Source organism: Nonomuraea indica, from assembly GCF_002850745.1.
Classification (GTDB): Bacteria; Actinomycetota; Actinomycetes; order Streptosporangiales; family Streptosporangiaceae; genus Nonomuraea; species Nonomuraea indica.
In genome coordinates, this window is sequence record NZ_KZ559475.1 from 241,856 (window position 1) to 256,067 (window position 14,212).

General features: G+C 74.7%; 11 protein-coding genes and 1 other RNA gene. 5 read left to right on the top strand and 7 right to left on the bottom strand.

The genetic code is table 11. The annotated features are described in order from the left end of the window. Positions 1 to 35 precede the first annotated feature (35 nt). From CXR44_RS25215 to CXR44_RS25235, 5 genes are all read right to left on the bottom strand, one after another. Positions 36 to 1,016, bottom strand: a complete 981-nt coding sequence (locus tag CXR44_RS25215; protein WP_101788588.1) for a helix-turn-helix transcriptional regulator — start codon at positions 1,014 to 1,016, stop codon at positions 36 to 38. A gap of 143 nt (positions 1,017 to 1,159) precedes the next feature. Continuing rightward, positions 1,160 to 1,951 (bottom strand): GNAT family N-acetyltransferase, encoded by a 792-nt coding sequence (locus tag CXR44_RS25220; RefSeq protein ID WP_101788589.1) that lies wholly within the window; start codon positions 1,949 to 1,951, stop codon positions 1,160 to 1,162. Continuing rightward, the gene (locus CXR44_RS25225; RefSeq protein ID WP_101788590.1) at positions 1,948 to 3,225 is read right to left on the bottom strand and encodes a helix-turn-helix domain-containing protein; all 1,278 of its coding nucleotides are present in this window, start codon (positions 3,223 to 3,225) and stop codon (positions 1,948 to 1,950) included. The genes CXR44_RS25220 and CXR44_RS25225 overlap by 4 nt, the downstream gene beginning before the upstream one ends. Positions 3,226 to 3,247: 22 nt before the next feature. Further along, on the bottom strand, positions 3,248 to 4,276 hold the full coding sequence (locus CXR44_RS25230) for a dipeptidase (RefSeq protein WP_101788591.1): 1,029 nt from the start codon (positions 4,274 to 4,276) through the stop codon (positions 3,248 to 3,250). 40 nt (positions 4,277 to 4,316) lie between these two features. Then, positions 4,317 to 5,750, bottom strand: a complete 1,434-nt coding sequence (locus tag CXR44_RS25235; protein ID WP_101788677.1) for a flavin-containing monooxygenase — start codon at positions 5,748 to 5,750, stop codon at positions 4,317 to 4,319. Between the two features lie 111 nt (positions 5,751 to 5,861). On the opposite strand from CXR44_RS25235, the gene CXR44_RS25240 reads away from it, so the two are divergent. From CXR44_RS25240 to CXR44_RS25260, 5 genes are all read left to right on the top strand, one after another. Beyond that, positions 5,862 to 6,662 (top strand): Nif3-like dinuclear metal center hexameric protein, encoded by an 801-nt coding sequence (locus CXR44_RS25240; protein ID WP_101788592.1) that lies wholly within the window; start codon positions 5,862 to 5,864, stop codon positions 6,660 to 6,662. A 2-nt stretch (positions 6,663 to 6,664) separates the two neighbouring features. Further along, positions 6,665 to 7,405, top strand: a complete 741-nt coding sequence (locus tag CXR44_RS25245; RefSeq protein WP_101788593.1) for a zinc ribbon domain-containing protein — start codon at positions 6,665 to 6,667, stop codon at positions 7,403 to 7,405. Continuing rightward, positions 7,402 to 8,805, top strand: coding sequence for a bifunctional RNase H/acid phosphatase (locus CXR44_RS25250; protein ID WP_101788594.1), 1,404 nt, complete (start codon positions 7,402 to 7,404; stop codon positions 8,803 to 8,805). The genes CXR44_RS25245 and CXR44_RS25250 overlap by 4 nt, the downstream gene beginning before the upstream one ends. A 174-nt stretch (positions 8,806 to 8,979) precedes the next feature. After that, positions 8,980 to 9,366, top strand: an RNA gene (gene rnpB / locus CXR44_RS25255) — RNase P RNA component class A. A gap of 134 nt (positions 9,367 to 9,500) precedes the next feature. Beyond that, positions 9,501 to 10,199 carry a hypothetical protein gene (locus CXR44_RS25260; protein ID WP_101788595.1) on the top strand — a complete coding sequence of 233 codons (699 nt, stop codon included), beginning with the start codon at positions 9,501 to 9,503 and terminating at the stop codon, positions 10,197 to 10,199. Positions 10,200 to 10,276: 77 nt separating this feature from the next. On the opposite strand, the gene CXR44_RS25265 is transcribed toward CXR44_RS25260, so the two are convergent. Continuing rightward, entirely contained in the window at positions 10,277 to 12,496 is a 2,220-nt protein-coding gene (locus CXR44_RS25265; protein ID WP_101788596.1) for a SulP family inorganic anion transporter, read from the bottom strand. A gap of 89 nt (positions 12,497 to 12,585) precedes the next feature. Next, positions 12,586 to 14,112 (bottom strand): hypothetical protein, encoded by a 1,527-nt coding sequence (locus CXR44_RS25270; RefSeq protein ID WP_101788597.1) that lies wholly within the window; start codon positions 14,110 to 14,112, stop codon positions 12,586 to 12,588. Between the last annotated feature and the right edge of the window lie 100 nt (positions 14,113 to 14,212).

The following is a 14,212-nucleotide window of genomic DNA, read 5'->3' on the forward strand; positions in this document are numbered from 1 at the left end:
GCTCCGCAGAGTCTCGCCCGGCGCTGACCGCTGCCTTACCGTCCGCTGACGGCGTCCCCCGCGCTCCCGCCCGCCGCCCGGCGGTAGCGCTCTGACAGCTTCAGGACGACGTCCGCCAGCTCGGGCGGATCGAGCACCTCGAAGTCCACGTCCAGGAAGCCCACCCAGACGGCCATGCCCGCCAGGTCCTCACCGCCGAGCCGCAGCAGGCAGGTGCGCTCGTCCACCGGCTCGACCTCCAGCTCCGGCGGCAGATGACTCAGCCGGTCGGCGGGGGCGTGCAGCAGCACCGTGGCGCGGTGCCGCCACATCGCCGTGTTGACGCCGCGCTCCACCCACGCGGCCATGTCGCCGTCGCCGGGCAGCTCGCGCGGGGTGAAGCGCGGCCCCGACGGGACGCGCGGCGTGAGCCGGTCCACCCGGAACGTCCGCCAGTCGCCCCGTCCGACGTCGTAGCCGACGAGATACCAGCGTCCGCGCCGGTGCACCAGCCGGTACGGCTCGACGTCGCGGACCGTCGTGGCGCCGTCATGGCCGGTGTAGTCGAAGCGGAGCCGCTCGTGGTCGCGGGCGGCGTTGGCGATGCCGGTCAGCACGCCGGGCGCGACGGACGGCGCCTGACCGGGGATCTGCACGGTGTAGGTGTTCAGGGCGTTCACCCGGCGCCGCAGCCGCGACGGCAGCACCTGCTCCAGCTTGGCCAGGGCGCGCACCGACGTCTCCTCGATGCCTTCGACGCCGCCGCCCGCCGCCCGGCCCAGCCCGACGGCGACCGCCACGGCCTCCTCGTCGTCCAGCAGCAGCGGCGGCAGCGCGGCACCCGCCCCCAGCCGGTAGCCGCCGGCCACCCCGGGGGTGGCGTGCACCGGGTAGCCGAGGCTGCGCAGCCGTTCGACGTCGTTGCGAATGGTCCGCGTCGAGACCCCGAGCCGCTCCGACAGCTCCGGGCCCGACCATTCCTTGTGCGCCTGCAGCAGCGACAGGAGCTTGAGCAGACGCGCCGAGGTTTCCAGCATGCCGCCAGTCTGCCCGCTGTCGCGGAAGGAGCGCTTCCGCGATAACGACGGTCTCGCCTCGAACGCGACCCGGCCGGCCGCTCGGCGGCGCCCGAGGCGGTGGCCGGTGTAGTCGCGCCGGTGCGCGTCGGCGGCCCGCCCGATCAGGGGCGGAACCGCCGGTCGACCACGATGTAGGAGCCGTCGCCGGTGAGACCCGCCACCCGCCCGCCGCGCGCCATCAGCCCGCCGAGCACCTCGCGCACGGCCAGCCGCCACGCCTTGCCCGCCGCCGGGTCCTCCCGGCGCAGCGTCTCGATGTCGCGCGGCGTCGCCACCAGCACCGCCGGCCCGTCCGCACGGCCGGCCACCGGACGCTCGTCCCGCGCCGCCACGCCCACGGCGTACGGCGGGTCCGGCGGCGCGGCGGGCGTCCCGGCCAGCTCCCACACCGTCATCAGACGGTCGGACTCGTCGCCCCGGTTGATCGCGTCGTCCAGCGCGCCGTAGAACCCCTCCAGGTACGCGACGGGCCGGGCGCCGAGCTTGACCAGGTTGAAGCGGGCGTTCCGGCGCACCAGCGGGTCGAACGTCCAGCTGATCCGGTCGAGGCCGCGATCCAGGCACCAGGCGCGCTGGTGCAGCTTGAGCGCGTAGCCGATGCCGCGCCCGATCCGCGCGCCGGTCACGTGGGAGTGCAGGGTCCGGTCCTCCGCCCGGAAGCCGACGGACGCGCCGGCCAGCTCGCCGCCCTGGAAGGCGCCGGCCACGTAGCCGCCCGCGTGCGCGAAGGTCACCATGAGCTCCACGGGCACCGGCGGGTCGCCGGGGCTGAAGTGCCAGATGTCGTCGAAGAGCTGGTACGCCTGCCGGAACTCGCCCATCCCGCGCAGCTCGCGGACCGTCACCCCGGCCCGGTCCGCCGCCTCGCGAGCGGCCTGCCACTCCGCCGTCATCGCGGCCCCCCTTCCCCCGTCCCGCGGCCCACGCGGCCGTCCGGGCCGTCGTTCATGCGGCCGTCCGGGCCGTCGTCCATGCGGCCGTCCGGGCCTTCCCCGTACGGGTGCGTGGCGAGCACGTGGCCCGCGCACCGGCCGTCGGCGCGGGCGGCCAGGCGCCCGCCGCTCACCCGTACGGCCGTCTCCGTGTCGTCGCCCGGCGAGGGCAGCCCGGCAGCCGCGGCGACGGCGCCGAGGTCGTCGACCACCACCCGCACCGGCGGCCAGGCGGCGGGCGGCACCGCCGGCCGCAGGTGGTCGCCGAGCCGGGCCAGCACCAGCCGGGCCAGCGGCCCCAGCTCGGCCGGGTCGCCGGTCACCGCGACGGCCGCGACAGGCGCGTCCGGCGGCACGGCGCGCAGGACGTCCTCCAGCGCGGACAGCCGGCGCAGCCCGAGGAACACGACCAGGCCGTCGCCGCCGAGCCCGGCCGGTGCGCCGCGCAGCGCCTCGGCGACGGGCGGCGGGGCCCACGGCAGGTCGACGGGGTAGGGGCGCACCCGGGCCGGCGGGGTCAGGGGACCCGGACCGAAATCGAGATCGGCCAGCCGCTCGCAGGCGCTCACCACGTCGGCCGGCCGGACCAGCTCCGGCGAGACCGCCGCCAGCTCGGCCGCCCCCTGCAGCAGGGTCAGGGCCGCGCCGGCCACCCGCACCAGCCGCCGCCCCCGCGCGTCGCCGAGCCGCTCCAGCGCCAGCCCGAACAGCGTCGCGTGCACGGTCATGAGCTGCGCGTACGCCTGCCGGCTCGACTCCTCGGCCTGCACCAGCGGCAGCAGGTCGCGCTCCATCCGGCCGGACACGGCGCGGTCGCCGCCCGTCCCGGGCCGGACGTCCGCCACGCCGCCCGCCACCACCTGGTCCATCCACGACCGGGCGACGGCGCCGAGCGCCCCGCGCACCGTGCCGTCCGCCCCCCGCCCCCTCCCGCCGCCGACCGGCCGATCGGAAGCGGCCTGGTCGAGGGCGGGCCGGTCTGCGGCGGGCAGGTCGAGGGCGGGCCGGTCGGGGAGGGCAGGCCCGGGGGCGGGCCGGTCGGCCAGGGCCGCGAAGAACAGGGCGCGCTTGCCCGGGAAGTTGGAGTAGACGGCTCCCCGCGTCAGCTCGGCCCGCTCGGCGATGTCGTCGATCCTGACGTCGCCGAACCCCCGCTCCGCGAACTCCGCGCGCGCGGCGGCCAGGATCCTCGCCCGGTTGCGCTCCTGGGACTCGGCCCGCGTGATCCTCGCCACCGCACCACGATAGCGCCGGAGGTCAGGCCAGCCGCTCGCCCAGGAACCGGTGCACGTTCCCGCCGATGATCTTGGCGACGTCCTTCTCCGGAAGGCCGCGCCCCAGCAGGCCCTCGGTGACCATGGGCAGCCCGGCGGGCCCCTCCAGGCCCGGGACGGCCGTCTTGGGGTCGACGCCCCGGGTGTTGACGCCCTCGCAGCACGGCGGCGTCAGGTCGTCCATGACCTCGCGGATGAAGTCGGGCCCGAGCCCCACGTGGTCGATGCCGGCGACGCCGGCGACGTGCTCGATGTGGTCGAGCAGGTGGTCGAGCCGGGCCTCCGCTGGCCGGTCGGTGAGGAACGGGGCGAAGAAGTTCACGCACACCACGCCGCCCGTCGCGGCGACGCCGCGCAGCTGCTCGTCGGTGAGGTTGCGGTGATGGTCGCGCAGTGCCCGGGCCGAGGAGTGGGTGGCCATGACCGGCTTCGTGGCCAGCTCCAGCACGTGCGCCACGCCGGAGGCGCCCAGGTGGGAGATGTCGAAGACGATGCCCAGCCGTTCCATCTCGCGCAGCGCGGCGACGCCCGCGGAGGTCAGGCCGCTGCCGGTCGCGTCCTCGCCGCTGCCGTCGGCGAGCGGCGTGCGGCCCCAGTGCGCGATCGAGGCGATCCGCACGCCCAGGCGGTGCACGGTCGAGACGAGCTCCACGTCCGCGTCGAGGCCGGGCATGCTCTCCATCGCGATGACCAGCGCGATCAGGCCCTCGTCCAGCGCGCGGTCGATGTCGGCGCCGGTCAGGCAGATCCGGACCCGGTCGGCGTTGCCCTCGGCGATGACGTGCGCGCACTCGATCATGCGCAGGGTCTGCCGGAGCGCGCCCTCGGGACGGTACTGGTCGTCGATGTACACCGGCAGCACCTGCAGCCCGACCCCGCCCTCGACGAGCTGGGGCAGCCAGCGTGCGCGGAAGAACGAGGCCCACTGGTCGGCAGGCCGGGCCGAGACCGCCATCAGCAGGTCGTTGTGAGTGTCGGCCACCACGCTCCGGCGGTGCAGGGGTGTCGTCATGGGATGGACCTTACCCCCGCAGCCGGGTCCGGCGGGGCGCTCAGACCCGGCGGTAGGCGGGCAGCGGCGGCCTGGCCGTCAGCCGGCGGTACAGGGTGGCCCGGCCCGGCCAGTTGTTGGTCACGCGGCCCTCGGGCGTCTTGTACCAGCTCCGGCAGCCGTCTCCCCAGACCATGCGGCCCATCGCGCGGTCGAGCTGGCGGGTCCATGCCGCCATCGCGTCTGGTCGCACCTCCAGCGGTCCGTCGCCGGGCAGCTCGCGCAGGCAGGCCAGGATGTGGCGCACCTGGCATTCGATCATGAAGACGATCGAGTTGTGGCCCAGGTTGGTGTTCGGCCCGTACAGCAGGAACAGGTTGGGGAAGTTCGGCACGGAGATGCCGAGGTAGGCGTGCGCGCCGCCGGTCCACTGCCGGGCGAGTTCCTGGCCGTCCCGCCCGGTGACCTCGATCGGGGCGAGGAACTCCGTCGCCAGGAACCCGGTGGCGTAGACGATCGTGTCCGCCTCGTGCGTGCCCCCCGTCGTCTCGACGCCTCCGGGGACGATCCGGACGATCGGCTCGGTGACGACGTCGACGTCCGGCCGGGTCAGCGCGGGGTAGAAGGCGCTGTCGATGACGACGCGCTTGCAGCCCACCGGATAGTCGGGGGTGAGCCTGGCGCGCAGTTCGGGGTCGGGGACCTGGGCCCGCAGGTGCTCGCGGGCGCGCCGCTCCAGGACCGCCGCGCTCCAGCCCCCGGCGAGCGCGGGGTGGAGGGTGCTCTCCATGTAGCGGAAGAGCCACTCCCGGTACGCCCGCTGGAGGCCGGGGACCAGGCGCAGCGCCAGCCGGGCGGCCGGGCCGAAGGCGGCGTCGGGCTTGGGGATCACCCAGTTGGGGGTGCGCTGGAAGACCGTCAGCCTGCGGGCGCGCTCGGCGACGCGCGGGACGAGCTGGGCGGCGGAGGAGCCGCTGCCGATCACGGCCACGTTCCGGCCGGTGACGTCGTGGTCGTGGTCCCAGCGGGCGGAGTGGAACGCGGTGCCTCCGAAGTCGTGCATGCCGGGAATCTCGGGCATGTGGGGTCGGTTGAGCTGGCCCACCGCCATGACGACCGCGTCGAACGTCTCGCCGCCACCGCCCGCGGTGCCGACGTGCCAGCGGGCGCCGTCGAAGGAGGCGCGCACCACCTCGGTGTTGAAGCGAATATGTCGCCTGACGTCGTATTTATCAGCGCAATGTTCTAAATAGGCCAAGATCTCGGGTTGTTCGGGGTAGCGGCGCGTCCAGCTTCCGTACCTCTCGAACGAGTACGAGTACAGGTGCGACGGGATGTCGCAGCCCGCGCCCGGATAGGTGTTGTCGCGCCAGGTGCCGCCGAGCCCGCCTGCCCGCTCGAAGATCGTGAACGAGCCGATCCCCGCCCGGCGCAGGCGGATGGCCATGCACAGCCCCCCGAACCCGGCCCCGACGATCGCGATCCTGGGTGCCATGCCGCCCTCCGGGTGGTACGTCAGGAAGCCCGTACAGATGCCCACACGGTACGCCGAACGTCATTCGGACGATACCCCCTCGGTTCCCGATAGTCTGCGCAGGTGGCTGCAGTGACGCTGGCGGATGTGATCAGAGAGCTCGAGGCGGCCTACCCGCCCGCCCGGGCCGAGTCGTGGGACGCGGTGGGGCTGGTGTGCGGTGACCCGGCCGCGCCCGTACGGCGGGTGCTGTTCGCGGTCGACCCGGTCGGCGCGGTGGTCGAGGAGGCGCTGACCTGGGGCGCCGACCTGGTCGTCACCCATCACCCCCTCTACCTGCGCGGCACCACCACCGTCGCCGCCGACACGCCCAAGGGCAGGCTCGTCCACACCCTCATCAAGCACGACATCGCCCTCTACACCGCCCACACCAACGCCGACGTGGCCAACCCGGGCGTCTCCGACGCGCTCGCCCGCGCCGTCGGGCTGGTGGGCGACCTGGTGCCGCTGCGACCGTTCCCCGACGACCCGTGGTCCGGGCTCGGCCGCATCGGCGACCTGCCCGCCGCGACCACCCTGGAGGAGTTCGCGACGCAGGCGGCCGCCGGGCTGCCGAAGACGGCGTGGGGCATCCGCGTCGCCGGCGACCCGTCACGCCGCGTCTCGCGGGTCGCCGTCAGCGGGGGAGCGGGCGACTCGCTGCTCGACACGGCCCGCGCCGCCGGGGTGGACGTCTTCCTCACGGCGGACCTGCGCCACCATCCGGCCAGCGAGTTCGCCGAGGCGGGCGGCCCGGCTCTCATCGACGCCGCCCACTGGGCCACCGAGTGGCCCTGGCTCGACAGCGCGGCGTCGATCCTGCACGACGCTGGCGTTACGGTTGAGACGCGCGTCTCCGCCACGGTCACCGATGCTTGGACACGAGGATACTGATCATGAAAGCAGCCCCTGAGGCCCAGAAGCGACTGCTCGACCTGGCAGAGCTCGACACCGCTGCGGACCGGCTGGCCCACCGCCGCCGCACCCTGCCCGAGCTGGCCGAGATCGAGGAGCAGTCCAAGCGCTACGCCAAGCTCGCCACCGAGGTGATCGAGGCCGAGACCGAGGCCGGCGACCTGGCCCGCGAGCAGGCCAAGGCCGAGAGCGACGTCGACACGGTCCGCGCCCGCGCCGAACGCGACCAGAAGCGGCTCGACTCCGGCGCCGTCACCTCGCCCAAGGACCTGGCGGGCCTGCAGTCGGAGATCGTCTCCCTGCAGCGCCGCCAGGGCGACCTGGAAGAGGTCGTGCTGGAGATCATGGAGCGCCGCGAGGCCGCCGACACCAGGGCAGCCGACCTGCGCGCGCGGCGCGACGAGCTGGCCGCCACCCGCGCCGCCGCCGAGGACCGCCGCGACGCGGCCCTCGCCGAGATCGACAAGGAGGCGGCCGAGGTCCGCGCCCGCCGCGGCGAGGTCTCCGCCGACATCCCCGCCGATCTGCTGGCGCTGTACGAGAAGCTGCGCGAGCAGTACGGCGTGGGCGCCGCCATGCTGCACGGGGGGCGCTGCCAGGGCTGCAAGGTCGCGTTGTCCATCGCCGAGATGAACCGCATCAAGGCCGCCCCGCACGACGAGGTGCTGCGCTGCGACGAGTGCCGGCGCATCCTCGTCCGCACCCCAGAGTCCGGACTGTGACCTCCTACGTCATCGAGGCCGACGGCGGCTCGCGCGGCAACCCCGGGCCGGCCGGTTACGGCGCCGTGGTCCGTGACGCCGCCGACGGCCAGGTCCTGGCGGAGGCGGCCGAGGCGATCGGCGTCACGACCAACAACGTCGCCGAGTACCGAGGGCTGATCGCCGGGCTGCGGGCCGTGCTCGACCTCGCGGGCGAGGGCGCGTCCGTCGCCGTGCGGATGGACTCCAAGCTGGTCGTCGAACAGATGGCCGGCCGCTGGAAGATCAAGAACGAGGGCCTGCGCCCGCTGGCGCTGGAGGCCGGCGCGCTGGCCCGGCGGCTCCGGATCACCGAGTGGACCTGGATCCCCCGCCACCGCAACGACCACGCCGACCGCCTGGCGAACGAGGCCATGGACGCCGCCGCCCAGGGTCTCACCTGGAAGGCGGGCGGCACCGCGGGCGCGTCCGGGACCCCCGGCACGCCCGCGCCCGGCGGCACGCGCTCCGCAGACGGCACGCGCTCCGCAGACGGCACGCGCTCCGCAGACGGCACGCGTTCCGCAGGTGGCACGCGTTCCGCAGGTGGCGCGCGCTCCGCAGAGGGCGAGCCCTCCACGGGCGGCGCGCCCTCCGCAAGTGGCTCGCCCGGCGGGGCGGAGCAGACGGACCTGCTCGACGTCGCCGCGGCGGTCCCACCCGGATCGCCGGCCGGCGACGTCTCCGGCCCGGCCGCCTCGGTGGCCGCCGCCCAGCAGCGGGCCACGGGCCAGGCCAAGGGCACCGGCTGGGCGCCGCCCACCCGGGTGGCCACGTCCCTGCTCCTGCTCCGGCACGGCGAGACCCCGCTGTCGGCCGAGCGCCGGTTCTCCGGCCTGGGCGACGCCGAGCTGACCGCCAACGGGCTCGCCCAGGCGGCCGCGGCGGCCAGGAGACTGTCCCGCGAGCCGTACCAGGTCGACGCCGTCGTCTGCTCGCCGCTCAAGCGGGCCCGGCAGACCGCGGAGGCGGTCGCCCGGAGCACCGGCCTCGACGTCGACGTGGACGAGGACCTCAGGGAGACCGACTTCGGCGCCTGGGAGGGGCACACGTTCACCGAGATCCAGCGCCGCTGGCCGGCCGAGCTGGCGTCCTGGCTCGCCGACCCCGAGGCCGCGCCGCCCGGCGGCGAGAGCTTCGCCGCGGTCGCCGACCGGGTGCGGCGCGCCGAGGAGCGCCTGGTGGAACGGTACGAGGGCCGGACGGTCGTGGTGGTGTCGCACGTGACGCCCATCAAGACGCTGCTGCGCCTCGCCCTGATGGCGCCGCCCGAGGCGCTCTACCGGATGCACCTCGACCTGGCCTGCCTGTCGCTGATCGAGCACTACGCCGACGGCCGCAGCGTGGTGAAATCGTTCAACGACACCTCCCACCTGCGCTGAGGCGAGCATCGCGGCTGCGCCGGTGGGAGTGGCGGTGGCGGCCGTGCCCAGATGCACCCGGCACGGCCGCCGTTGCGCCATCGTCCCCCTCAGGCGATGGACCCCCGCATTCCACCGCGGGGATCTTGCACGCTGCTAGGAGATCACTTGAGTCCTGGTAACCTTCCCAGTGGACGAGCCGGTCGGGCGACCGCGTCGGGCCGCACGGCCCGCCGAGGAAGGTCCGGGCTCCACAGGGCAGGGTGGTCGGTAACACCGACCCGGGGTGACCCGCGGGACAGTGCCACAGAAAACAGACCGCCTCCCGCTCGCGGGAGGTAAGGGTGAAACGGTGGTGTAAGAGACCACCAGCGCCCACGGTGACGTGGGCGGCTCGGTAAACCCCACCCGGAGCAAGGTCAAGAAGGGCCGCTCTTCGGAGCGGCCCGCGCGCGGCGCCTGAGGGCTGCCCGCCCGAGCCGCGCGGGTAGACCGCTCGAGGCCGCCGGCAACGACGGCCCTAGATGGATGGTCGCCCCTTCGTACGAAGGACAGAACCCGGCCTACAGACCGGCTCGTCCCTTTCCGTCTCTCTCCGGCCGTCAGGGCGGGTGCCTCCCCGAGCGCGGGTGGAAGGCCGGTTCCGCCTGCGGAGGGATGCCCGGTCCGCCCGCAGGGGGACGACCGCCCGGCGGTGCGCGCCTAGCCTCTGGCGGGTGTTGAACGACCATGTCACCTTCCGCCGGGTCAGCGCCGGCATCCTCATCATCGTCGCCCCGCTGCTGCAGGCGGTGGCCGTCGTCGTCGACCCGGGCACCTGGGGGGACGACAGGGAGGCGGTCAGCTTCGGCGACAACCCCGCCCTCGCCCAGACCCAGTCGGTCCTCTACCACTGGAGCTGGATGCTCATGGCCGTCGCCGCCGTCGGCCTGGTCCATCTCACCCGGCTCCGGGCCACCAGGCTCGGACACACGGCCGGCGCCATGACCGTGGTCGGCTACATGGCGCTGTCCGGGCTGCTGCTCAGCGACCCCGTCGAGTGGTGGCTCGGCAGGCGCTACCCGCCCGAGCAGGCCCAGCGGATCCTCGACGAGATGATGAACCTGCCGGGCGTGGTCTACGGCTTCCAGATGCCGTGGATGTTCCTCGGCGTCCTCGGGCTGCCGCTGCTCCTCGTCGCCGTGTCGCGGGCCGGCTTCGTCGGCTGGTGGGTGCCGGCCACGGTCGCCCTCGGGTACGTGGGGTCGTTCGGGTTCGGCTACGGCCCGCTGACCGCCGCCTTCTGGATCGCGCCCACCGTCGCGCTCGGCTGGACCGGGCTGAAGGTGCTGCGCCTGGACGACGCGGGCTGGGCCGCGTACTACCGACCCGCGGTGCGGGGCGAGGCCGCCCCCGCCCCCGTCGGCGAGCCGTAGCCGCGGACCGGCGTCCGGACGCGGACCGGCCGGCGGCGGGCCGGCCTCTGGACGCGGGCCGGTCGCAGGCGGATCGGCTAAATGCGGACCGACACCGTGGACGGCAGCGGCGGCACCATGTGGACCCGCGCCGACCCGATGTCGAAGTACAGCCCCACCAGCTCCAGCCGCCCCTCCCGGACCTGCTCGTCGACCTTCCGGTACGTGCGCAGGTTCTCGAGTTGCTGCTGGACGTTGACCCGGCAGAGCTGGTCGAGCGCCCGGGAGTCCAGCGGCCCGTCAGCGGTCTCGATGAACCTCGCCAGGCTGTGGTGCCCGTGCCGCAGCCAGCGGCGCATCCCCGGCAGGCTGCCCGCCTTCACCCCGCCGCTGAGCAGCCCTGCCATCGCCCCGCAGCCCGAATGCCCGCACACCGTGATGGTGTGCACGCCGAGCACCTGCGTCGCGTACTCGATCGCTGCCACCACCGAGTCGTCGTGCGGCTCGGCGCCCTTGCGCGGCACCAGGTTGCCGATGTTGCGCACCGTGAACAGGTCACCCGGGCCGCTCGCGGTGATGAGGCTCGGCACCACCCGGGAGTCGGCGCAGGTGATGAACAGGTGCGTCGGCTGCTGCTTGCGGGCCAGCTCGGTCAGGATCGGCCGGACCAGCGGAGCCGTACGCCGGTGGAACTCCCGGGCGCCGGCGGTCAGCTGGCACTCGGCCGGCGGGCGCGGGCCGGGCTCCGGCTCGTCCCGCGACGGCCAGGAGGTGCGGCGGCGCCGGTGCGCCCACGGCAGCCACCACCGGTCGGGCGTGAGTGGCGGGGTCTTGACCGTGTTCAGGCGGGCCCCGCTGGCGGCCAGCGCGTACCACTCGTCGTGCAGTTCGTCGATGTCCACCGTGCCGCCTTGCCGTTCGTGGCCCAGCCGCCAGGAGTGAATGGTCTCGAAGGCCGCGTTGTCCATGAAGTCGATGTTGAGATCGAGGTCGACGGCGGCGCCCGCCGGGATGGTGCGCAGTTCGTGCGTGAGCCGGGGAACGCCGAGGAAGGTGAGCGAGCCGCAGATCGAGGCGTGCCAGCGGCCGTCCGGCATCTCCCGGACCCGGACCGTGACCCAGGTCAGCCGCCGCAGCGCCAGCAGCGCCGCCAGCGCCAGCCCGGCCAGCACGCCCTCGGCCAGCCCGAGCAGGATCACCGCGCCCATGGTGACGATGTACACGGGCACCTCGCCGTGGCCGTGCACCTTGCGGACGTGACCGAGGTTCACCATCTGCACGCCGATGAACACCAGCAGCGCCGCCAGCGCCTCCATCGGGATGAGCTGGATCGTCCAGCCGAAGCCCAGCGCGAACACCAGCACCCACACGCCGTGCAGGATCGCCGACCAGCGGGTCTGCGCGCCCGCCTGGGCGTTGGCGGTGCTGCGCACGATCACGCCCGCCACGGGAAGTCCGCCCAGCGCGCCGGTGACCATGTTGGCCGCGCCCTGGCCGGTCAGCTCCTGGTCGAGGTCGGCTCGGGGACCGGAGTGCATGCCGTCCACCGCGACCGAGCACAGCAGCGACTCGACGCCGGCCAGCAACGCCACCAGCAGGACGGCGGCCACGACCTGGTGCCAGTCGCCGTTCGGCAGGACCGGGAAGGCCAGCTCCCCGAAACTGCCCGACAGGTCGACGCGGGTGACGTCCCACCGGAACACCCACGCCGTCACCGCGGCCACGAGCAGCGCCGCCAGGGGCGCGGGCACCGCCTTGACCTGCTTGGGCAGCCGCGTCCACAGGGCCAGCACCGCGATCGTGAGCAGCCCCACCGCCACCGTGTGGCCGTGCATCGCGGCCACCTGCGAGGGCAGCTCCAGGATGTTGGCCAGCGCCGAGCGCTGCGGGCTGCCGCCGAGCACGATGTGCAACTGGGACAGCGCGATCACCACGCCGACGCCCGCGAGCATGCCGTGGATGACGGCGGGGGAGACGGCCAGCGCCGCCCGTGCCGCGCGCAGCAGGCCGAGCAGCAGCTGCACGGCCCCGGCCAGCAGGGTGATCATGCAGGTGGCCCGCCAGCCGTACGTCTGCACGAGGTCGGCGACCACCAGGGACAGGCCCGCCGCGGGCCCGCTGACCTGGATGGCGGACCCGCCGAGCGAGCCCGCGACGATGCCGCCGACGACGGCGGCGATGAGTCCCGCGGCGAGGGGGGCACCCGAGGCCATCGCGATGCCCAGGGACAGGGGCACCGCGATGAGGAAAACCACGAGGGAGGCAGGCACGTCGTACCTGAGAGTCCTCAGGAGGTTACGCTGAGTGTCGCCGGTCATGCGGCAAACCCTAGTGCCCGGTCGGGCCTCTGCCCGGGGGGTCACGAACGGGTTTTACGCAATCCATGGCCTGGTGAGGGCCGCGCGTGTCACCGGTAGTAGTCAGGGAGATCGTGCTCGGTGGCGCGGCGTCGACCGCCGTCGCCCGGCCGTGCGCGGCCGTGCTCGCCCGGGACCTGCGCCTCGGTGTACGCCGACCAGCCCGGCGTGCCGGCCGGCGGCTCCGGCCACGGAGCCTGCGACGGAGCGGTGAAGTCGCCCGTCTCGTACGCCACGGGCGGCGCCGACAGCACGTCGTCACGGGCGGAGACCGCCCGCGTCGGCGTGGTGGGGACGCCGGTGGCGGGCGACGGGCCCGTCAGCGGGTCGGAGTCGTCGGCCACCGCCCAGCCGGCGCGCACCTCGTAGGAGGCCCGTGACGGTGTGGCGGCAGCCTGCTGCGGCTCGAACCCCGGCCACGAGGCGGCGGCCGGCGCGGAGTCGTCGAGGATGTCGGCCACGGGCGCCGCGGGCCACGACCCGGACGTCGCGGCGGGGGCCGGGGTGGCCCAGGTGGAGTCGAGCGGGTCGGCCGCGCGGCCGTGGGCGGCCGCCGGGAACGGGTCGCTGGTCGGCGCGCCGTGGATGGGGGCCACGGGCACGGCCGGGAAGGAGCCGCTGCCGGCCGGGGTGAACGAGCCGCCGGGAAGCACGCCGGGTGCCGTGGAGGACAGCGGGTCGGCCACCGGAGCCGCGGCCGGGCCGGCCGTCTGGGCTGCGGCCGCACGGGATCGGCGTGCCGAACGCGAACCGCTGCGGCCCGAGCCCGGAGCGGCGGCGGGGCCGGTCGCGCCGGGGGCGGGGGTCGCCGGGCGTGAGACGGCAGGGTCGGGCCGGCCGGCCGGAGCGGCCGGCTGCGCCCCGGCGCCCAGGATGCTCATCACGTCGGGGGTGGGGGCGGCGAACGTCACCGTGCGCTGGTCGGCCAGGTCGGAGGCGGAGGCGGCGGGGCGCTGCGCGGGAGCGGGCTCGACCAGGTCGGCCAGTCCGGCGGAGGCGGCGGGCGCCGCGGGGCGGGCGGGCCGCTGGGGCAGCGGGGCCTGCACGGTGACGGCGTCGGGGTCGGCGCCGACGGCGGCCTCACGCCTGGCGGAGCGCCGGCGCTCGGCCGGTCGCCTGGGCTCGGCCGGCCGGTCGGCGGCCTGGGCGGGAACCTTGTCGGGGGAGCCTTCGACGGGGCGGGCAGCGCCCTTGCGGGCCGCCACCGTGCCGTCGGCGCCGAAGCCGCCTTCGGCCGCGTCGCTGCGGATGGTCGCCCAGAACTCCTCGTCGTCGTCGTCCGAACGGGGGTTGCCCCACTCGTCGACGCCGCGCTTGCCGCGCTGGCCGGTGCGCACCGGCTTGGGCTTGGGCTCGTCGATCGGGCTGAAGTCGGGGCTGAAGTTGGTCATCCGGGGTTCGTGGGCCGCGAACTCGTCCGTGGACCGAGCGTGGGTCTGCTCCTCTTTCTCGATCATCTGCTTGAGCCGTTCCGGGGGAAGCGAGCTCTCCCGGCGGTTCATGGAACGCATGCCCAGTGCCACGACGACGAGCACGAGGAGCACGATAGCGACCAAGCTGACGACGACCGCTGTCATTGCACCACCCTCAAAGCCATGGCCTCCCTGTGGCACCGGTGAGATCGCGCGGCCATCGACGCGATCTGCCCCCTTTGATCACCAGCGCCTGACAATTGGA